This window comes from Lysobacter cavernae (genome assembly GCF_042648505.1).
GTDB classification, from domain to species: domain Bacteria; phylum Pseudomonadota; class Gammaproteobacteria; order Xanthomonadales; family Xanthomonadaceae; genus Lysobacter_L; species Lysobacter_L cavernae.
Genome location: NZ_JBHRXK010000003.1, coordinates 396676 through 416874, shown reverse-complemented (window position 1 = coordinate 416874; position 20199 = coordinate 396676). Strand labels below are relative to the sequence as shown.

Annotated in this window: 15 protein-coding genes and 1 pseudogene; 6 read left to right on the top strand and 10 right to left on the bottom strand. The window is 68.3% G+C overall.

The genetic code is table 11. The annotated features are described in order from the left end of the window. Nucleotides 1-124 precede the first annotated feature (124 nt). Together ACFOLC_RS09060 and aqpZ are read left to right on the top strand one after the other, a co-directional pair. Nucleotides 125-562 carry a hypothetical protein gene (locus tag ACFOLC_RS09060; protein ID WP_386758913.1) on the top strand — a complete coding sequence of 146 codons (438 nt, stop codon included), beginning with the start codon at nucleotides 125-127 and terminating at the stop codon, nucleotides 560-562. Nucleotides 563-703: 141 nt separating this feature from the next. Next, nucleotides 704-1438: an aquaporin Z gene (gene aqpZ, locus ACFOLC_RS09055; protein WP_386758912.1), complete on the top strand. Its 735-nt coding sequence runs from the start codon at nucleotides 704-706 to the stop codon at nucleotides 1436-1438. 69 nt (nucleotides 1439-1507) lie between these two features. Here aqpZ and ACFOLC_RS09050 read toward each other — a convergent pair whose 3' ends face one another. The 9 genes and pseudogenes from ACFOLC_RS09050 to ACFOLC_RS09010 all read right to left on the bottom strand — a co-directional run bounded on the left by ACFOLC_RS09050 (nucleotide 1508) and on the right by ACFOLC_RS09010 (nucleotide 15446). Continuing rightward, a complete protein-coding gene (locus ACFOLC_RS09050; protein WP_386758911.1) occupies nucleotides 1508-1822 on the bottom strand; it encodes a DUF3861 family protein in 315 nt (104 codons plus the stop codon). Between the two features lie 24 nt (nucleotides 1823-1846). Then, a complete protein-coding gene (locus ACFOLC_RS09045) occupies nucleotides 1847-2707 on the bottom strand; it encodes a pirin family protein (RefSeq protein WP_386758910.1) in 861 nt (286 codons plus the stop codon). Between the two features lie 169 nt (nucleotides 2708-2876). Then, nucleotides 2877-10409 carry a hypothetical protein gene (locus ACFOLC_RS09040; RefSeq protein ID WP_386759039.1) on the bottom strand — a complete coding sequence of 2511 codons (7533 nt, stop codon included), beginning with the start codon at nucleotides 10407-10409 and terminating at the stop codon, nucleotides 2877-2879. 3 nt (nucleotides 10410-10412) lie between these two features. Beyond that, a pseudogene (locus ACFOLC_RS09035) lies at nucleotides 10413-10634 on the bottom strand (hypothetical protein); the annotation flags it as partial. Between the two features lie 347 nt (nucleotides 10635-10981). Then, complete coding sequence (locus ACFOLC_RS09030) at nucleotides 10982-11437, bottom strand: DUF4019 domain-containing protein (protein WP_386758909.1); 456 nt, start codon at nucleotides 11435-11437, stop codon at nucleotides 10982-10984. A 181-nt stretch (nucleotides 11438-11618) separates the two neighbouring features. Further along, nucleotides 11619-12206, bottom strand: a complete 588-nt coding sequence (locus ACFOLC_RS09025; protein ID WP_386758908.1) for a class I SAM-dependent methyltransferase — start codon at nucleotides 12204-12206, stop codon at nucleotides 11619-11621. A gap of 55 nt (nucleotides 12207-12261) precedes the next feature. Continuing rightward, nucleotides 12262-14403, bottom strand: coding sequence for a bifunctional 23S rRNA (guanine(2069)-N(7))-methyltransferase RlmK/23S rRNA (guanine(2445)-N(2))-methyltransferase RlmL (gene rlmKL / locus ACFOLC_RS09020; protein ID WP_386758907.1), 2142 nt, complete (start codon nucleotides 14401-14403; stop codon nucleotides 12262-12264). A 3-nt stretch (nucleotides 14404-14406) separates the two neighbouring features. Beyond that, entirely contained in the window at nucleotides 14407-14937 is a 531-nt protein-coding gene (locus ACFOLC_RS09015; RefSeq protein ID WP_386758906.1) for a hypothetical protein, read from the bottom strand. An 8-nt stretch (nucleotides 14938-14945) separates the two neighbouring features. Then, a complete protein-coding gene (locus ACFOLC_RS09010) occupies nucleotides 14946-15446 on the bottom strand; it encodes an MOSC domain-containing protein (protein WP_386758905.1) in 501 nt (166 codons plus the stop codon). A gap of 41 nt (nucleotides 15447-15487) precedes the next feature. Between ACFOLC_RS09010 and ACFOLC_RS09005 the strand changes: the two genes are divergently transcribed. The 4 genes from ACFOLC_RS09005 (at nucleotide 15488) to ACFOLC_RS08990 (ending at nucleotide 19421) form a co-directional block, all read left to right on the top strand. Further along, on the top strand, nucleotides 15488-16111 hold the full coding sequence (locus ACFOLC_RS09005) for an N-acetylmuramoyl-L-alanine amidase (RefSeq protein WP_386758904.1): 624 nt from the start codon (nucleotides 15488-15490) through the stop codon (nucleotides 16109-16111). A gap of 277 nt (nucleotides 16112-16388) precedes the next feature. After that, nucleotides 16389-17300, top strand: coding sequence for an acyl-CoA thioesterase II (gene tesB / locus ACFOLC_RS09000; protein ID WP_386758903.1), 912 nt, complete (start codon nucleotides 16389-16391; stop codon nucleotides 17298-17300). A gap of 6 nt (nucleotides 17301-17306) precedes the next feature. Beyond that, nucleotides 17307-18131, top strand: coding sequence for a hypothetical protein (locus ACFOLC_RS08995; protein ID WP_386758902.1), 825 nt, complete (start codon nucleotides 17307-17309; stop codon nucleotides 18129-18131). Nucleotides 18132-18197: 66 nt separating this feature from the next. Beyond that, the gene (locus ACFOLC_RS08990; protein WP_386758901.1) at nucleotides 18198-19421 is read left to right on the top strand and encodes an RNA polymerase sigma factor; all 1224 of its coding nucleotides are present in this window, start codon (nucleotides 18198-18200) and stop codon (nucleotides 19419-19421) included. A gap of 105 nt (nucleotides 19422-19526) precedes the next feature. Here ACFOLC_RS08990 and ACFOLC_RS08985 read toward each other — a convergent pair whose 3' ends face one another. Then, the gene (locus ACFOLC_RS08985) at nucleotides 19527-20192 is read right to left on the bottom strand and encodes an EF-hand domain-containing protein (RefSeq protein ID WP_386758900.1); all 666 of its coding nucleotides are present in this window, start codon (nucleotides 20190-20192) and stop codon (nucleotides 19527-19529) included. Between the last annotated feature and the right edge of the window lie 7 nt (nucleotides 20193-20199).

Below are 20199 nucleotides of genomic sequence, written 5' to 3'. Positions count from 1 at the left end.
GGAGCCACCCGACCTATCAAGTCTGGTTATTTGTCAAGAGCCTGGATCTGGACTATGTTCAGCTCCGGATCACGTTTTTGACAATGACCACAGGGGGTGTGTCGTGACACAGACGGCATGGTGCATGTCGATCTTTCCCGTGCTTGCCGGGCTGATGTTGGCCGGCAGCGCGCAGGCGCAGGATCAGGGGAACTGTCCGCAGCTGCCGGCCAGCACCGGCTTGACCTGGGAACACCGCGGCAGCGCGGACTCCGACTTCTGCCGCGCGGTGCGTGCAGACGGCTCGGAAGCATTCGGCCTGTACATCGCCCGCAAGTCGCCGTTCAAGCCCAAGCGCGGCGACCGCGCCGAGGCCGGCATGATCGATGGCCGCGAGATGTACTGGTACAAGGGCGAGCTCGCCGCCCGGCCCGACGTGCAGGTCCGCGAAACGCTGATCGAACTGGACGACGACCGCGTCGCCCACATCTGGCTGCAGGCGCCGTCAGAAGCCACCCTGGGCAGCGTGATCGAGCAGGCGCAGTCGATGAGCTTTCCGTCGACCCGGCTCAGCAGCAAATAATCACGCCAACTCGCTACGATAGGTCGCCCCCGCCGTCGCAACGACGGGGCGCGTAGGACTGCGACAGCGCCGCTCGGGCGTGTTGGCGGCAATGCGACCCGGGCTGCTCCAGCAACTTCATCGGAAGGAAGAGGAGGCAGCATGATCAAGCGACTCAGCGCCGAGTTCATCGGCACGTTCTGGCTGGTATTGGGCGGTTGCGGCAGCGCGGTGCTGGCGGCTAATTTCGGTGGCGACGGCAACCCGCTCGGCATCGGTTTCGTCGGTGTGGCGCTGGCCTTCGGCCTGACCGTCCTGACCGGTGCCTATGCGCTCGGCCACATCTCTGGCGGCCACTTCAACCCGGCGGTGAGCTTCGGCCTGTGGGCTGGCGGCCGCTTCCCGGCTCGCGACCTGGCGCCGTATATCATCGCGCAGGTGCTCGGCGCGATCTTCGCCGGCTTCATCTTGCTGCAGATCGCCAGCGGTCAGCCCGGTTTCATGATCGACCCATCCGCGGCCGGCGCCTTTGCCAGCAACGGCTATGGTGCGCACTCGCCGGGCGGCTATTCGATCGCCGCCGCGTTCCTGTGCGAAGTGGTGATGACCGCGATGTTCCTGATCGTGATCCTCGGCGCGACCCACCCCCGCGCCCCGGCCGGCTTCGGCCCGCTGGCGATCGGCTTGGCACTGACGCTGATCCACCTGATCAGCATCCCCGTCACCAACACCTCGGTGAATCCCGCGCGCTCGACCGGCGTGGGCGTGTTCGCCGGTGCGCAGGCGATCTCGCAGTTGTGGTTCTTCTGGCTGGCGCCGATCATTGGCGGCCTGCTCAGCGGCGTGATCTATCGCTGGCTGGGTGAAAAGCCGGACGTGGTCGGTGATGCCCGCTGACCGCAGGTACCGCTGAAGAACAGGAAAGGCCACGCCACAAGGCGTGGCCTTTCGCTATCCGGGCTGTCGTTACTGCGCCGGTGGTGCGGCCAACGAAGCCTTCAGCCCGCGGATGAACTCGACCAAAGGCGCCTTCAAGGTCTGCAGCAACGCGTCATCGCGGTTGCGCAGCACCGCTTCGCCCAGCAGCTTCAAGCCGAGCGCGAACGCGGCGGCTTCGTCGGCGTTGGCGAATCGACCGCTGCCGCGCTGCAGGTCGACGATGCGGAACAGGTCATCGTGGTTGCCGTCCTCGAACGTCAGGCTCTCGTGCAGGGTATCGCCCTCGCGCGGCGCCGACAGATGCTGCAAGGTGATCCGGTAACGGTGCCCACGTGTGGCCAAGGTGATCTCCCGTAATGAGCCGGCTCAGAACTTGCCTTCCTGGTAATCGACGAAGGCCTGCATGAGCTGCTCCTTGCTGTTCATCACGAACGGGCCGTAACGCGCCACCGGCTCACGCAACGGCTTGCCGGCGACCAGGATGGCGCGCGCGCCGGCGTCGCCGGCAGTCAGCTTGAACACGCGCCCACCCGCCAACACCGCCAGTTCCTGCGAGGCCAGCGGTCGCGCATCCTCGCCATCGCCGACCGCGCCACTGCCTTCGAACAGGTAGGCGAACGCGTTGTGGCCTTCCGGCAATGCGTACGACCACGACGCACCAGCGTCCAGGGTGATGTCCAGATAGACCGGCTCGGTCGCCGGCTGCGCGATCGGGCCGGTCGTGTCGCCGACCTGGCCGGCGATCACCTTGACGCTGACGCCCTCGGCCGGCTGCAACTGCGGTATGCGCTCCGGCGCGAACTCCTGGTACTGCGGCGCCGTCATCTTGTCGCGCGCGGGCAGGTTGACCCACAGTTGGAAGCCGCGCATGCGGCCCTGCTCCTGCTCGGGCATCTCCGAATGCACCAGGCCGCGGCCGGCGGTCATCCACTGCACGCTGCCGGGCACCAGCACGCCCTCGTTGCCGTGGTTGTCCTTGTGGCGCATGCGGCCGTCGAGCATGTAGGTGACAGTCTCGAAGCCGCGGTGCGGGTGCTCGGGAAAACCGGCCAGGTAGTCCTCCGGCTTGTCGGTGCCGAACTCGTCCAGCATCAGGAACGGATCGAGCATGTCGAGCTGCGGCGTGCCGATCACACGGGTCAGCCGCACGCCAGCGCCGTCAGAGGTGGGCATGCCGCGCACGTTACGGCCGATGCGGGCGAAGTCCTGGTTGATGTTGGTGCTCATGAAACCCTCAAACTGCCTTCCAGCCCCCAATTTCGGGGCAGCACAGTGCGACAGCCAGTGCGGCGGATGGAACGGTCCGTCGCGATGGGCGCTCACGCCCCGCGGCGCCCGGACCGGACACCGCGGATGCGCAGCACGTGCGCGTGCTGCGCGGGGAGATCAGCAGGCCTTACCAGCCCACGCCTACGCCCACGCCGGCCGACTGCTCATTGCCGCTGAACGCCGCGCCCAGCGACAACGAGACGTTGCGCTTGAGTTGGCGCTGGTAACCCACCGAAAGCGCCTCCTCGCCTTCCGACCAGCCGGCACCCACCGAGACACGGTTCGTGGTCTGGATGTTGGCCGCGCTGCTGGCCATGTGGATCATGGCCGCGTTCATGGCGCCCTGTCTGTTGATGCGACGGTTGGTGTCGTGGAAACGATCATCGACCTCATTGCGCAGGTCGTTGATCTCCTGCATCGGCACCGTGATCGCCTGCTGGAACACCTGGTCGGTGTAGGTGTTGGCCTGGTTCAACGTCACCTCCGCCTGCTGCTTCATCTGCGCGACGTTGACCGCATCGGTGTCGGCGGTGCCGGCGGCGACGTTGGTCACCTGGCGCTCATTGCCGGCCGAACCCACCGACACGCTGTTGGCGCGATCGGCCAGCGAGTTGGCGCCAACAGCTGCGCTGTTGGTCGCCGTGGCATTGGCCCCTTCACCCATGGCCACTGACTTGTCGCCGCTGGCCGTGGCGGGAGGGGTGGCATCGCGTTGGTCGTTGGCCGTGAAACGCGGGTCGCTGGCTCCGCCGCCAGTCGTGTCCTTGATCAAGCTGCGCAGGTAGGTCAACGCCTGGTTGACGTTGTTGAACACGTTGCCGTCGAAGCTGTAGCCGGGCAGCGCAATGGTTCCATCCGAACCCAACAGGGCATTGCCGCCGAAGATGTTGGCGATTCTCTGCCCGATCGCGAACAGCTGTCCGCCGTTGATGGCTTCGGTGCTGCCGGCACCAATCAGGCCTGCGCCGAGGTTGACGATCTTGTTGGGGCCGCTGCCGAGGTGATTGGCGCTGAATGCGCCGGCACCCGCGTCCCACAGCAATGCATCGTTGGCAGTGCTCTGCACGGCCTTGAGCTGTGCCACGTTGACTGCATCCATGTCGTTGCTGCCCGCCGCGACGTTGGTGATCTTGCGCTCGCTTCCGGCGGCGCCGACCGATACTTCGCCGAACGAATTCTGCGGCGTCGTCAGCCCGAACGCGGTGTAACCCGTTTCCGCGCCGACCGTGGTCTGCGAACCCGACCCCAGCGCCACGCTCAAGGCATGGTTCGCGCCCGCGCCCGCACCCAACGCCACACCCTGCTCGGCATTGGCCTGGGCCTGGCTGCCCATGGCGATGCCCGAGGCCATCAACACCTGCGTGTCGCGACCGATCGCGATGCCGCCCGGTGCGGCCATGTCGACCACCGCGCCATTGCCCATGCCGATGCCGTTGTCGCCATTGACCACCGTGGTCGGGCCGACCGCGATCGCCTCCGCGCCGACCGCCAGCGAATCGACGGCTGTGGAATTGGCGTGGAAGTACATCGTGTTGGTGTTGGCAATCGAGCCGAGCGCACCCTGCAACTGGCGGATGGTCACTGCATCCTGCGCCTGGGTCCCGTCGGCCACGTTGGTGATCTGCCGATACGAGGTGCCGCTGCCGACCGACACCGCGCCGAGCAGCGTGGCGTCGGTGGTGTCGAATGAAATCGCCCCGGAGCCGGCCGGGATCGACCCCGTCGCCGGTGCGATCGCACGATCGGCGGCCGAGCCCGACCCCAGCGCAACGCCGCCGACGCTGCTGACGCTGCTGCCAAAGCCCAGTGCAGTGCCCTGCGAAGCGCTGACGCTGCTACTCGCGCCAAACGTGGAGGCCTGCGTCGCGCCGGCCGCGATCAGGCTCTCCGTGCCGACAGCCGTGCCGTTGTCGGCCAGCACCAGCGCACCGCCGCCGACCGCGAGGTCACCCGTCCCCATCGCGGTCGCGCCGGACCCGACCGCGAGACTGTTGTTGCCTTCTGCGGAACTACGATCACCTACCGCGACGGCACCCACGCCGCTGGCCTCGGAGCTGCTGCCCGCGGCAACCGAATTGGTGCCACTGGCCACTGCATCGTCGGTGCCGTCGTTGAGGCCATCGGCCTTGAAGTAGCGGGTGTCGCCGGTCACGGCGTTGAGCTGGTCGACGTTGACGGCGTCGGTACCGGCCGTGCCAGCAGCGACGTTGGAGATGGTCGTGCCGCCCGCACCGCCGAGGCTGATCTGCGCACGCGTCGCATCGACATAGGTCACCGCCGGATTGGTCACCGCGCCGGCCGCATCGAGGATGAAGCCCGCCGACTGCAGCTGGCTTACGTTGACCCCATTGGTTGCAGCTGTGCCAGCGGCGAGGTTGACAATGCGGCGTTCGCTACCGGCCGCACCCACCGACACGGTATCGGCCTCGTCGGCAATCGAACGCGCACCCAACGCCACCGAATTGGTGGCGCTGGGACCAGTGACCGAGCCCATGCCCACGGCTACCGCAAAGTCCGCGGTGGCCACGCTGGCGTTGCCGATCGTGGTGCTGCCTATGCCCGCGGCCTGGGAACCGCTGCCGAAAGCGGTGGCCGCCGCCTGCGAAGCACTGGCACCGCCACCGAAGGCGCTGGAGCCGGCGCCGGTCGCCGAACTGTCCTGCCCGACCGCGGTTGCGCTCTCCGCCGTGGCCTCGCTGCTGTTGCCGACCGCCACCGTGTTGTCGCCGCTTGCCGACGCGTTGCTGCCTGCCGCCACGCTCAGCGTACCGGTCGCCGCGGCGTCGTCGCTGCCGTCGTTGAGACCGTCAGCCTTGAAGTAACGCAGCCCGCTCGTCGCGGTGGTCAGCTGGCTGACGTTAACCGCGTCAGTGAGTTCGACGCCAGCGGCGACGTTGATGATCTGTCGCTCGCCTCCAATGATGCCAACCGATACCGCGTTGCCGCGATCGGCCACCGATCCTGCGCCCAGCGCCACGCCACCCACGCCGCTGACGTTGCTGCCAAAGCCCAGCGCCGTGCCCTGTGAGGCCTCGACGATGCTGCTCGCGCCAAATGTGGAGGCCTGCGTCGCGCCGGCCGCGATCAGACTCTCCGTGCCGACGGCCGTGCCATTGTCGGCCAGCACCAGCGCACCGCCGCCGACCGCGAGGTCGCCCGGCCCCATCGCAGTCGCACCGGTCCCGACTGCAAGACTGTTGGTGCCTTCTGCGGAACTACGATTGCCTACCGCGACGGCACCCACGCCGCTGGCCTCCGAACTGCTGCCCGCGGCAACCGAATTCGTGCCACTGGCCACTGCATCGTCGGTGCCGTCGTTGAGGCCGTCGGCCTTGAAGTAGCGCAGCGCGCTCGTCGCGGTGGTCAGCTGGCTGACGTTCACCGCATCAGTGAGCGCCGTGCCGGCGGCGACGTTGATGATCTGCCGCTCACCTCCGGCGATGCCGACCGATACCGCGTTGCCGCGATCGGCCACCGAGCCCGCGCCCAGCGCCACACCGCCCACGCCCGTCACGCTGCTGCCGAAGCCCAGCGCCGTGCCCTGCGCGGCAGTGACATTACTGGTCGCACCAAACGCCGAGGCCTGCGTCGCGCCCACGGCGATCACGCTGTCCGCACCGACCGCGGTGCTCTGGTCGGCCAGCACCTGTGCGTTGCTGCCGATCGCGGTGTCATCCGGCCCCGCGGCACGGCTGGCCGCGCCGAGCGCCGTACTGCCGGCACCCAAAGCCACGCTGCCGCGGCCGCCTGCGAAAGCATCGACCGCCGAAGCCGCCGAGTCAGCGCCCAGCGCCAGTGCACCGGCCTGCGAAGCATTGGCCGAACGACCCAGCGAGGTCGCATTGGCCGCCGTCGCCTGCGCGTTGTTGCCGACCGCCAGCGCCTCGCTGGCGGTGGCGTCGGCGGACTGGCCCAGTGCCACGCTCAGCGAACCGCTCGCCAGCGAGTTCTGGCCCAGCGCGGTGCTGACGTTGCCGGTGGCCTGCGCTGAAGTTCCCAAGGCAACCGAGTTGCTGCCGATCGCGCGCGCGTTCTGGCCGATCGCGCTGGCCTGCGGCCCCTGCGCCAGCGCGGTGGTGCCGAAAGCGACGCTGTTCTGGCCGTTGGCGATCGCGTTGACGCCGACCGCGGTCGCGTCGGTATTGTTGCTGCGGCTGTTGTTGCCGATGGCGATGCCGTTGCTCATCGCCGTGCCGCTGGGATCGGTCGCGGCCACGAGCGCGCCGGTACCCAGCGCCAGGCCGTTGAGCGAGTTCACCTGGCTGGTGTTGCCGATCGAGATGCCGTTGACGCCGGCCGCGGCGACCGTCGCGTTGGAACCCAACACCACACTGTCGGTCGCGGCGGCAACCGACAGGAAGCCGATCGCGATGGTGTTGGCTGCCTGCGCCTGCGCCTGCGTGCCGACCGCCGTGCTGTTGACTGCCATCGCGCGGGAGCCGCCGCCGAGCGCCAGCGCCGCCTGCTGCGTGGCCTGCGAGTCGTAGCCATACGCAGCACTGCCCAATGCAGTCGCCAGCGCGATGGTGCCCACGGCGGTACTGGCCTGGCCCGTGGCGCCGCTGTTGGCGCCGATGCTCACCGCCCCATCTTGGGTTGCCTGTGCAGCCGGACCGATCGCGATCGCACCCGGCCCCGATGCGAGTGTCACCTCGTTGGCATCGACAACCCCGTCGCTATTGCTGTCGTTCCAACCGCCGATCGCGGTGGTCAGCAAGTTGGTGGCCGACGTGCGATAACCAAGCGCCACACTGCTCTGCCCGCTGGCCACCACTTCGTTGCCGACCGCGAGGCTGGTCGCACCGCTCGCCTGCGAGCCGCCGCCAACCGCGAGGCTGCGGTCGGCACTGGCATTCGCGCCGATGCCGAACGCCTGCGCCCCGATCACCGTCGCCTGCGCACCGGTGCCGACCGCAAGCGTCTGCTCGGCCGCGGCGTTGGCGAAGGCGCCGACCGCGAGCGCGGCCTCGCCGTTTGCCACCGAACTGGAACCCAGCGCGGTGGCGCCCTGTCCCGTCGCTGCCGCGCTGCTGCCGGCGGCGAGGCCGAACTGCCCGTTGACGCTGGCATCGTCGGTACCGTTGTCCAGACCGTCGGCCTTGAAGTAGCGGGTATCGCCAGACACGGCGTTGAGCTGGCTAACGTTCACCGCGTCGGTGAGCGCCGTGCCTGCGGCGACGTTCGTGATGCGCCGTTGCACGGTCGCCGTACCCACCGAAACGGTGTTGGCCTCGTCGGCGATGGCGCCGCTGCCCAAGGCCACCGCACCGTTGGCGGTGGCGGTGACGGTGGCTCCATAGCCAAGTGCCGAGGATTCAGCGCCGGACGCCGTCGCGCCAAAACCGATCGCGGTGCCGCGCACTGCCGTGACCGTCGCGCCCGAGCCGAAGGCCGCGGACTGCCCGGCCAGTGCACTGATCGAAGTGTTCGCGCCGACGGCGGTGCTTTCACCGGCCAGCGCATCGGCGCCGTTGCCGATGGCCACGGCATCCGCGCCGCTGGCCACCGAGCTGCTGCCTGCAGCGACCGAATTGGTGCCGCTGGCGACGGCATCGTCCGTGCCATCGTTGAGGCCGTCGGCCTGGAAGTAACGCACGCTGTCGTCGACCACTGTGGTCAGCTGGCTGACATTGACCGCATCCGTTGGCGCGGCACCCGCAGCGACGTTGATGATCTGCCGCTGGGTCGCGGCAGTGCCGACCGATACCGCGTTGCCGCGATCGGCCACCGAGCCCGCGCCCAGTGCCACGCCGCCGGCTCCGGTGACGCTGCTGCCGAAGCCCAGCGCCGTGCCCTGCGCGACGCTGACATTGCTGGTGGCGCCAAACGCCGAGGCCTGCGTGGCACCGACCGCAATGGTGCTGTCCGCGCCTACCGCCGTGCTCTGATCGGCCAGCACCTGCGCGCCGCTGCCGATGGCCGTGTCGTCCGGTCCGGCGGCGAAGCTGGCCGCGCCCAGAGCGGTGCTGCCGATACCCGCGGCGTTGCTGCCATGGCCACCGGCCACGGCATCGGCTGCCGTGGCCACCGAGTCGGCACCGATCGCCACTGCATTGGTACCCGTCGCCTGCGCATCGTCCGTGCCATCGCCCAAGCCATCGGCCTGGAAGTAGCGGATGCCTTCGGCGACCTGGATCGCCACGGCATTGAGCTGGCTGCCATTGACCGCGTCAGTGCTGGTTGCGTTGACGGCGCCAGCGGTGACTCCCGCCAGGACACGTGTGCCGGCCGTGCCGGCAAAACTCACGATGGCCCCATCCTTGGCTGCCGCCACAGTGATCGGCTGGCCCGCAGCCGACTGCTGCACCAGACCGACCGTGCCGGCGTTGATCTGGTTGGTGAGGTTGCTCAGGTTGGTGTTGGTCGTGGTCAGCTGACTGACGTTGACGGCATCCGTTGCAGCACTGCCGGCACTGACGCCCTGCAACACACGCGTTCCGGAGGTGCCCGTGAAGTTGACCGCCGTGCCGCCGGTGGCTCCAGCAACGGTCACCGGTGCAGTCGCGGTCGTCTGCCGCACCAGACCGATCGTGCCGGCGTTGATCTGGTTGGTGAGATTAGTCACGTTGGTATTGGTTGTGGTCAGCTGGCCAAAGTTCACCGCATCGGTCGCGGCGGTACCTGCTGCGACGTTGCTGATCCGGGTGCCCCCTGCGCCACCAAGGGTGATCGTGCCGCGCGCTGTGTCGGTGTAGGTCACCGCCGGATTGGTGACCAGGCCCGTGCTGGCATTGGTCGTGAAACCGGCTGACTGCAGCTGCGAGAGATTGACCGCATCGGTGGCAGCCGTACCAGCACCGACGTTGATGATCTGCCGCTGGCTAGCGGCCGTGCCGACCGACACCGCGCTGCCGCGATCGGCCACCGATCCCGAACCCAGCGCAACGCCACCCACGCCCGTCACGCTGCTGTTGAAGCCCAGCGCGGTGGCATTCAACACCGAGGCGCTCGACAACGCTCCAACCGCGGTGGCTTGCGCAACGCTGGCGTTCGCCTGGCCCCCCAGGGCCATCGCATTCTGCGCTGCGGCGCTCGCCTGGAAGCCGGCTGCGAACGCCCCGGGCCCGGCCGCGGCCGACTGCATGCCGATCGCGATACTGTTGTTTCCGCTCGCATTCGACAAGGCACCCATCGCCACCGAACGCGTGCCGGTCGCCTGCGCGTCGTCGGTGCCATTGCCAAGGCCATCGGCCTGGAAGTAGCGGATGCCTTCGGCGACCTGGGCGTTGAGCTGGGCCACGTTGACCGCGTCGGTATCCGCCGTGCCGGCGGCGACGTTGATGATCTGCCGCGTGGCCACGGCTCCGCCACCTACGGAAAGGACATTGGTGCGTGCGCCGGTAGCGGCCCCTTCACCCAGTGCGATGCTGCCCGCGCTCGTTGCCTGCGCATTCAGGCCGATCGCAATGGCGTTGGCCGCCGTGGCGTCTGCGCTCTGTCCGAGCACCGTGGCGCCAGCAGCAGTGCCCGTGGCAGCCTGCCCCATCACGGTCGCGTTGGCTCCACTGACCTGCGTATTGGCGCCAACCGCCACGCTGTTGATGCCGGCCGCGGCGATGATCGCGCTGCGACCCAAGGCGGTCGCACCTGTTGCTGCAGCATCGATTTCTGCCGAGCGCCCAATCGCAGTCGAATCCACCGCGCGGGCGAAAGCGCTCATTCCCAGTGCCGTCGAAGCAGTTTCCGATGCCCTGGCACCCGCACCGATCGCGACCGATTGCGGGCCGGTCGCCTGGACGTTATCTCCCATGGCGACTGTATTGGCGCCAGAGGCAATCGCAGCGTTTCCGATCGCGGTCGCAAAATTGCCAGTCGCCTGTGCATTGGTGCCGCAACCGAACGCGGCCGTTCCAGTAACAACCTGCCCTGTCGGTCCCGTACACATTTGCTGTGCGAATGCGCTCCCCCCATGCAGCCCCACCAGTATCAAGCCAGGGAGTAACAGCCTCTCCTTGCGCAGCAAGTTTGCAGGCATGGACTTTCGACCATTTCGGTAAGTCATCTTGCTCATGGCGACTACCTCTTAGTGGTGACCGCAAACACAGCCGGCGCGGAATACGCAGCTAGGCCAGGGTCCGTTGCGAATGGGGTGGGATTACGGGCACAGGCGCCCCCGACGTGGATGACGGCAGCGCACTTGAGCGACCCAGCAGGGCCTGCGGTTGTTGGCAGCCTATGCATGCCGCCTACGCGTTGATACGTTTCCAGGCTCATCACGATGCGCTTGGCTGGCTATTTCAAGACATACCCACTCAGTCGCCATGTGCCGTCCTCATCCAGGCGGAACGACACCAGTTCGTTGCCCACCTTGCGGCTGGCAAAGCTGGTCTCGAACTGGACGTTGGCGTACACGCCAGCGGGCAGTTGCGAGCTGCCTGGCGTGACATGCCGATTGACCATTGCCCAGCGTCTGCCGACCACCGATCCCAGCGGCTTGCGCAGCGCGCGGTTGCCATCGTCGAACTGCTTGCGCTGGACGCTGCGCTTGGCCACGGCCGAAGCGCCATCCCACACCTCGCCGGATTTCCCGGCATCGATCATCTGTGCAACGCGCAAGCCGGCGCCGACCAGCTGCGTCGGATCCAAATCGGTTTGCGGCTGCGGTTGTGCTTTAGGCTGCTGCGCCATCGCGCTCGCAGCCGCCGCGAGCATGAGTAAACCCACAAAAAACTTCGCAAGTTCGTTCATTCCATTTCCCTTCCTAGCCAATGGAACCCACAGACACGCCTTACCCGGCCTGACGCAGAAACAGGCTTGATGGTGTCAGCGACACTTCGCCGAAGTGACCATTGGTCGAAGTTGAACTCGCTCTACGTGATCTGCGCGTGATCACGCCTACCTGTCGATCAAGCCGCCACCACGGCCAGGCTCAGCGCCCGAAAACGTACACGGTCGCTGGCGGCATGTTCATAAGTACGAAATCCCCCCGCCGCACCTGCAACCCCAGCGCCGCGACCACTTCGTCCGCAACCGGTTGCTGCGGGCCGTACGTGAACTGCACGAAGCGGCCATCGGGCCGCAGGCATGCAAACGCCGACTCGAGGATTGCATGCTGGGTTTCGCGCGGCATCGCCAGCAGGCCGAGCCCGGACACGATCGCATCGGCCAGGCCCGCGTCGAGGAAGCCATTGCGCGCAGCGACATTCGCCAGGTCACGGGCGTCGCCCAGTTCGACCCGCACCTGCGGAAAACGTGCATGCAGGTGGGCATGCAATTCCTCGTTGAGCTCCAGCGCTAGCAACGCGTCGCCATCGATGCCGTGCGCCAGCAGCGCGCGGGTCAGCGCGCCGGTGCCGCCACCCAGCTCGATCACGCGGCGCGTACCGACCGGGAGTTCGGCGATCATCGCCGCGGCCAGCTCGCGCCCCGAAGGCGCCACCGCGGCGGTCCGCAGCGGGCTTCTCAGCCACTGCCGGAAGAACGTCCAGGCACCGCGTCGGCGGGTGTGTGGCTTCATGCGGCCTCGGCAATAGGGGGCGGCTTGGATCGGATCTAACGCGGCAAGCAGACGATCAGGGCCGACGCTGCAAACGCCAGCAGCGGTGGATACGCGCGTCGCGGGCGAAGTCTGGTGGGATGGTCTCGGGCGTGATCTCGACGCACTGCGCGAACGTCGCCACTGCCGCGTCGTCGAGCTTGAAACGGCGGAAGTTGTTGGAGAAATACAACACGCCGTCGCGCGCCAGGCGTGCCACCGCCGCGCGCAGCAGGCGCACGTGCTCGGCCTGAACGTCGAAATCATCGGCGCGCTTGGAGTTGGAGAACGTCGGCGGGTCGCAGAAGATCAGGTCGTACTCGTGGGTGTCGGCCTCCAGCCAGGTCACCGCATCGGCCTGCACCAGGCGATGGCGCGTGCCGCCGACGTTGTTCTCGCGCAGGTTGTCGGCGCACCACTCCAGGTAGGTCGCCGACAGGTCGACCGTGGTGGTCAAGCGCGCGCCACCGACGGCCGCATGCACGGTGGCCGCGCCGGTGTAGCCGAACAGGTTGAGGAAGCGCGTGTCGCCGGCTTCTTCGGCGATGCGCAGGCGCAGCGGACGGTGGTCTAGGAACAGGCCGGTGTCGAGGTAGTCGAACAGGTTCACGCGCAGACGCGTGTCGCCCTCGCTCACGCTGACGAACTCGCCGCGCGTGTCGAACTGCCCATACTTACTGCCGCCCTTGCCCTTGGCTCGGGTCTTCAGCGCGATCTGCTCGCGCGGCACCGCGAACACCTCGCGCGCCGCGGCCAGCAGTTCGTTGAGGCGACGGCGCTGCACCGGCTCGGGAATGTCGGCCGGCGCGGCGTATTCCTGCACGTGCAGGAAGATGCGTGGCGTGGCCTCATCCGTCGTGTAGACGTCGACCGCAGCCGAGTACTCGGGCAGGTCGGCGTCGTAGGCGCGGTAGCAGCTGACCTGCTCGCGCTCGCGCCACGACTTGAGCTTGCGCAGGTTCTTGCGCAGGCGGTTGGCGACCATCTGGGCGCCTTCCGACAACGCCGGCAACTCCTCACTGCGCTCGCGCTGCGGTGGCGCTACCGGATCGACCACAATCAGCGTGCACTCGATCGCGCCGTTGAACAGCTGGTACTTCTTGCCCGCGCGCAGGCCGGTGGCGTAGGCCAGCTCGGCATCGCCGCACAGCAAGCTGGCCTTCCACTGCGGCGCGACCCGCTTGAGCGCTACACCCAGCGCGCGGTACAGCGCCGGGTCGGCGGCCAGGCGTGCGTCGTAGGGCGGGTTGCAGGCGACCAGGCCGCGCGGGTTCGACTGCTCCGGCAACGCACGCACGTCGCGAACGTCCAGGTAGAGCGCATCGCGCACCCCGGCGACCTCGGCGTTCTCGCGCGCCGCGCGCACCGCATGCGGGTCGAGGTCGCTGCCGTGGAAGACTGGGCGCAGGTGGGCGCGGCCTACGGTTTCGCGCTGGCGCGCGTCTTCGAGCAACTGCTGCCAGGCCGGCAGATCGAAGCCGCGCCAACGCGTCGGCAGCGCGCGGCCGAGGCGCAGCAGGCCGGGGGCGACATCGGCCGCCATCAACGCACCTTCGATCAACAGCGTACCGCTGCCGCACATCGGGTCGAGCAAGGCACCGCCTTCGGCATAGAGCTTCGGCCAACCGCCGCGCATCAGCACCGCGGCGGCCAGGTTTTCCTTCAGCGGTGCTTCGCCCTGGGTCTCGCGCCAGCCGCGCCGGTGCAGTGGGCCACCACCGAGGTCGATCGAGACGATCGCGCGGCCCTTGCGCACCACCAGGTTGATGCGCAGGTCGGGCGCCTCGACGTCGACGTCCGGGCGCGCACCGGTCTTGGCGCGCATCACGTCGACCACCGCGTCCTTGACCCGCTGCGCGGCGTAACGCGCGTGGGTCAGCTTCTCGCCCGACACATGTGCGTCGACCGCGAGCGTGTGGCCGTCGGCGAGGTGTTCCGGCCACGCAATCGCGGCGACGCCGGCGTAGAGCGCGTGCTCGTCCGGGCAGTCGAATTCGGCGATCGGCCATAGCACCCGGCTGGCTAGGCGCGACCACAGCACAGCGCGTTGCGCGTCGGCGAGGCTGCCCTCGACGTTGGCGCCGGCCATTGCCGCGGTGGCGCGCGTGCAGCCCAATGCGACCAGTTCGTCGGCGAGCAGGTATTCCAGGCCCTTGCCGCAGCTTGCGAAGAATTTCATCGCTCAGATCCCCGCCAGCAGAGCGGCGAACACATCAGCGCTGGCCTCGACGTTGTCCGACAGGCGATGGTTGTCGTCGACCAGCAGCAGGCGCGCACGCCGCGGGTGCGCCCAATCGACCACGTGCGCGGCCGGAATCAGCTCATCGTCCCAGCCGTGGATGATCGAAGTCGGCACGCGCGCGGCATCCAGCGGGTGCGCTTCACCCATGCGGATCGGCGGCGCCATCATGAACAGCCCGGCCACCGGCACCTGCAACGACACCAGCCCGGAGATGTAGGCACCGAGGCTGGAGCCGGCCAGCACCACCGGGCCGCGTGCCGCCGCGGCCTGCGTCAGCGTGAGCAGACGCTGCAGGCGCGTGGGCACGTCGCCGAGCTCGCTGACCTCGCGCCTGGCGTCGAGGTCGGTGTAGTCGGGGCGCTCGTGGCTCCAGCCCAGGCGCTGCGCGGCGTCGGCCAGGGCGGTGACCTTGGTCGCGTCGGGGCCGCTTTCGAAGCCGTGGGAAAGGATGCAGTGTCCGCGGGTGCTCATGGAGTCCTTCAATCTGGGAGGGCGACGACGGCGTCGCCGAGATGGATCGCGCCGCCTTCGACGATGCGCGCGCACAGGCCACCGTGGCCGCGCATCGCGTTGTAGCCGCCGGGGCCGAGCGCGACTTCCATGCGCGAGCACGGATCGCAGTCGTCGGTGCCTTCCAGCAGCACGTTGCCGATGCGGAAGCGCCGGCCCTTGAGTGCCACCAGCGGCAGCCCCGAAACGACGAGGTTGCGACGCAGGATCGCCGCTGCCACTGCCAGGTGCCCGGACAGCGCCGCGATCACCGGCAGGTGTTCGGCCTGAATCAGGGTGATGCCGCGCTTGCCGCTGCTGCCTGTGTAGCGGTCACCCAACAGGCCGCCGCCGGTTTCGGCGCGGACCTGCTCGACCGCTTGCATCGGCACGTCGCGCGCGGGCCGCAGGCCGATCCATTCGACCCGGCCGGCACGCGGCAGATTCGCCATCAGCTTGCCGAGTTCGGAATCGGCGGGAGGCAGTGTCATGACGGGCTCCGGTGCGGGGGCGAATGTTAGCATCCGACCCCATGTCGCCCGATCTTCCTCCACCTGATCTTCCTGCACCTGACCGGCCTGACCGGCCTGATCTGCCTGATCTGCCAATCACCTTCGAGCCCCTGCCCTACGCGGCCCGCCTCGATGCGCGTGAATCCGCGCAGATCGACCTGGTGGTGATCCACTGCACCGAACTGCCGGACCTGGCGATGGCGCGGCGCTTCGGCGAGGAGGTGCTGTATCCGGGGTCGCAGACCGGCAACTGCGGCCACTTTTACATCGATCGCGACGGTAGCGCGCACCAGTACGCGGCCCTGGACCGCGTCGCCAACCACACCCGCGGCTACAACCCGCGCTCGATCGGGATCGAACTGGTCAATCGCGGCCGCTACCCCGACTGGCTGGCCGCGCACCACCAGGCCATGGACGAGCCGTACACGCAGGCGCAGGTGACCGCGCTGGTGGCGCTGCTGCAGAAGCTGCAGGCCGTGTTGCCGTCGCTGCGGTTGATTGCCGGTCACGAGGACCTGGACACCACGCAGGTGCCGGCCACCGACGACCCGGCGGTGATGGTCCAGCGCAAACGCGATCCGGGACCGCTGTTTCCGTGGCCGCGCGTGCTCGCTGCAGTGGCGCTGCAGCGGCTGGTGCCTTAGTACCCATTGCTCCCCGAAAGCTTCCGGCCGCTGCGCGGACAGAAGCTCTCGTGATTGCTCCATCGCCACCAGGGTGCGCTGCGCTTACCCGGGCTACCTGGCCATTCAACGACAACAGCAAAGTCCTTGGATCCCCGCCTTCGCGGGGATGACGGCGGTGAATGAGCGAACCGACATCGGCGTGCGGTTGCAGGCGCAAAGCGCATTGCCCCGTAGACAAGGCCCCGGAACAACCCCCGGTTATACTTGCGCCCCACGTTCCAGAGCCCGCCCGCGCATGACCTCCCCGGTTTCTGAGCCTGTCGTCCACGAGTTGGTCGAACTGCTCTCGCTCGAACGCCTCGAGGACAACCTGTTCCGTGGCCAGAGCCGCGATATCGGCACCAAGTACGTGTTCGGCGGACAGGTACTGGGACAGGCACTGTCGGCCGCGCAGGCGACGATGAAGGAACCGCGCGGCGCGCACTCGCTGCACGCCTATTTCCTGCGCGCCGGCGACATCGCCGCGCCGATCGTCTACCAGATCGATCGCACCCGCGACGGCGGCACCTTCTCGGTGCGCCGCATCACCGCGATCCAGCACGGCCAGGTGATTTTTTTCATGGCCGCCTCGTTCCAGGGCGACGAGGACGGCGGCCAGCACCAACTGTCGATGCCCGAGGTGCCCAAGCCCGAGGACATCACGCCGGCGCCGGCGGTGCCCGAGCACGTGATGGCCACCCTGCCGACCAAGGTGCAGCGCTGGCTGTCGCGCAAGGGCCCGTTCGAGTTCCGCCATGTGTATCCGCGTGACGAGCTCAACCCGCCCAAGCGCCCGCCCTTCCAGCAGTTCTGGTTCCGCCTGACCGACCGGGTCGGCGACGCGCCCGAGCTGCACCGCGCCCTGCTCGCCTACGCCTCCGATTTCCACCTGCTCGGCACCGCGACCTTCCCGCACGGCATCAGCTACTACCAGCCCAACGTGCAGATGGCCTCGCTCGACCACGCGCTGTGGTTTCACCGTCCATTCCGCGCCGACGACTGGCTGCTGTACTCGATCGACAGCCCCAGCGCACAGGACGCCCGCGGCCTCGCCCGCGGCCAGATCTTCGACCGCCACGGCCACCTGGTCGCCAGCACCGCGCAGGAGGGATTGATCCGCGTGGTGAGCAATGCCGAAATCGCCCAGCACGTGCCGGCGAAGGACTGAACCACGATGCGTCAGGTCTTCAGCAGCCAGCGCCTGGAAAACGTCGAAGCCGTCGCGCAGATGCTGCGCGACGCCGACATCGAGGTGCGCATCACCCACGACCGCTCGTACAAGGGCAATCGCCGCGGCACTTTCAGCTACAGCGACCACAGCACGCCCAAGCCGGCGGTGTGGGTGGTGAAATCCAATGACCAGGTGCGCGCGCGCGCGATGTTGCGCGAGGCCGGCCTGATCGACTCGACCCGCGACACCGACAGCTTCGTCGCCTCGAGCTTCCGTTTCGATCCGCAGTCACAGGCCAGGACACCGGCGTCAAAGCGGGCGTTCCGGATCAAGCTGGTGCTGATCGCCGGTATCGCCGTCGTCGGTACCTTGGCATTGGTGCAGGCGCTGAACAAAGACCCCGCGACCGAAGCACTGAAGACCCATCCGCTCGACGGCTCACCCGCGGCCGTGCCGCAGCCGCTGGCGGCGGCGGTCATGACCCGCGAGTTGGCCAAGGCCCGTTTCGATGTGCTGTGCCTGGCGGTCGACGGCAAGGACGCGCCGCCAGGACTGGTCAAGACGATGCAGCGCCCGAAGACCCGCGTGGTACCGGCGTCGCAATGCGTGCGCATCAGCGACGAGGAGCAGGGCAGTGTGCACCGCGCCTCGGGGCGTCCGGCGCTGCTGGTCGACGTGCATGCGTTCCGGCCGCAGACACGCGAATCCGGACAGGTCGAGTACACCGCCTACCACCACCGCATGTCGGCGACCTACAAGATCCTGGAAGTGAAGCGGGTCGATGGCACCTGGCAGGTGGTGCGCACGATCAAGCACGTCGCGAGCTGACCGGCGGCGGAGCCGGTCACATCTGCCGCGTTGCCGCGTCCTGATGGTCAGGCTCCCGGAAACGCCATGAACGCCGACACCATCGAAGGTCTGATCCATCACGAGCTGCCGGCCGCCGCCGACGGCGACCACGGCGCCTATTCGCGCATCGTGGCCGGCTGCCAGAACGCGATCACCGGGCTGGCACTGGCGATCGTGCGCGACGTGCACGCCAGCGAGGACATTGCGCAGGAAGCGTTCCTGCGCGCCTGGCAGAACCTGCGGCGGCTGCAGAACCCGGCCAGCTTCCTGCCCTGGCTGCGCCAGATCACCCGCAACCTCGCCCGCGACCACCTGCGCGACCTGCGCCACGGGCCACGCGCAGTCGACGACGCCGAGGCGATGATCGCCGCCGCCGCCGATCCGCAACCACCCCCGGTCGAGCAGTTGATCGAAGACGAGCGCCAGCGCGTCGCAACCGAACTGATCTCGGCCCTGCCCGACGACAGCCGCGAGGTGCTGCTGTTGTATTACCGCGAAGGCCAGAGCTCGCAGCAGGTCGCCGCCCTGCTCGGCCTGAGCGATGCCACCGTGCGCAAGCGCCTGTCGCGCGCACGGGCGACGGTGCGTGCCGAACTGCTCGCACGCTTCGCCACGTTCGCCTGCGACAGCGCGCCGTCGGCCGCCTTCACCGCGCTGGTGGCGACCGCGCTCGGCGTGGCCAGTCCGGTGGCCTCGGCCGCGGTCGTGGTGAGTGCGCTCGGCGCCGGTGCGGTCGGCTCCGGGGTCGGCAAGCTCGGCGTTGGCGGGGTTGGTACCGGCGTCACCGCCGGCGTCGCCGGGGGTGCGGCCGGCGGCGGGCTCGGCTTCCTGGTCGACGCCGTAGTGCACTACGACTGGGTGATCCTCGCCGGGATCGGCGGCACGCTCGGCGCTTACCTGGGCAGCCGTTACCTGCTGCGCTTCGCTGGCAACGACACCGAACGCACGGCGATCCGTGGCTTCATCCACGGCATCACCGCGACCTCGGCCGTGTTCTGCTTCGGCATGCTGCTGTTGGTGGTGCTCACCCACGGCTGGGTTCCGATCAGCGCCTTCGCCATCGCCGGCATGGCGGTGATCAACTACCAGTACCTGGTGCCGCTGCCCAGGATCATGGCGCCGTGTTTCGCGCGCGAGGCGCAACGCACGGGCCGGCGCCAACCGCCACTGACTTACCAGCTCACCTGCGGCGCGCCGGCGGTCTGGATCAGCTCGGTCGCCGCACTCGCCGCCCTGCTCTACGCGCTGTTCACCTCGGGCCGGCTCTGAGCAAACAGCAAAAAAGACCCGTGCCGAGGAGACATCGGCACGGGCTCAGGGGGTCACATCAGGCTTCGTGTTGTGCAGCTATCGACCGCGTCCGGCGGCGAAGGTTCAACGCGGGCGGGATGGCCGGAGGTCGTCGCGGCCGAGGAAGCCATCGCGGTCTTCGTCCATGAACGCGAACCCCTTGGCCAGGTGCGGCATCTTCTCGCTGACCTCCACCCGGCTGAGCTTGCCATCGCGGTTGAGGTCGGCGGCGGCGAAGCGCTCGTCGAAACGCTTGCCGCGCTCGGCACCGCGCTGCGTCCGCTGACGCTCGTGGTAGCTGCGCAGCTCGCTGCGCACCACTTGGCCGTCACGATTGCGGTCGATCGCATCGAACGCGCCGGCGATCTTTGGCAACTGCGCCGCTTCGGCGCGGCTGATGCGGCCGTCGCCGTCGGCATCGGCGGCAATCACGCGGCTCATGCCGTCATGATGCCGTCCACCACGATGTCCGCCGCCATGGTGGCCGCCCTTGCCGCGACCGTGCGGGCGCTCGGACGCATCGAGCCGGCCGTCCTTGTTCGCATCGAGCCCGTCGAAGCGTTCGGCCAGACGCGGGTGCGCGGCGGCTTCGTTGCGATCGACTGCACCGTCGCCGTTGCTGTCGAGCTTGGGACGCGGCTGCGATGCCGCCGCGGTGGGCTGCGCCTGCGGGGCAGCAAAAGCCGCGCCGGCCACGACAGCAGCCATTGCCACCGTCAGCACGGCGGGCAGAGAAAAATGGTGATTCATGAGAGAG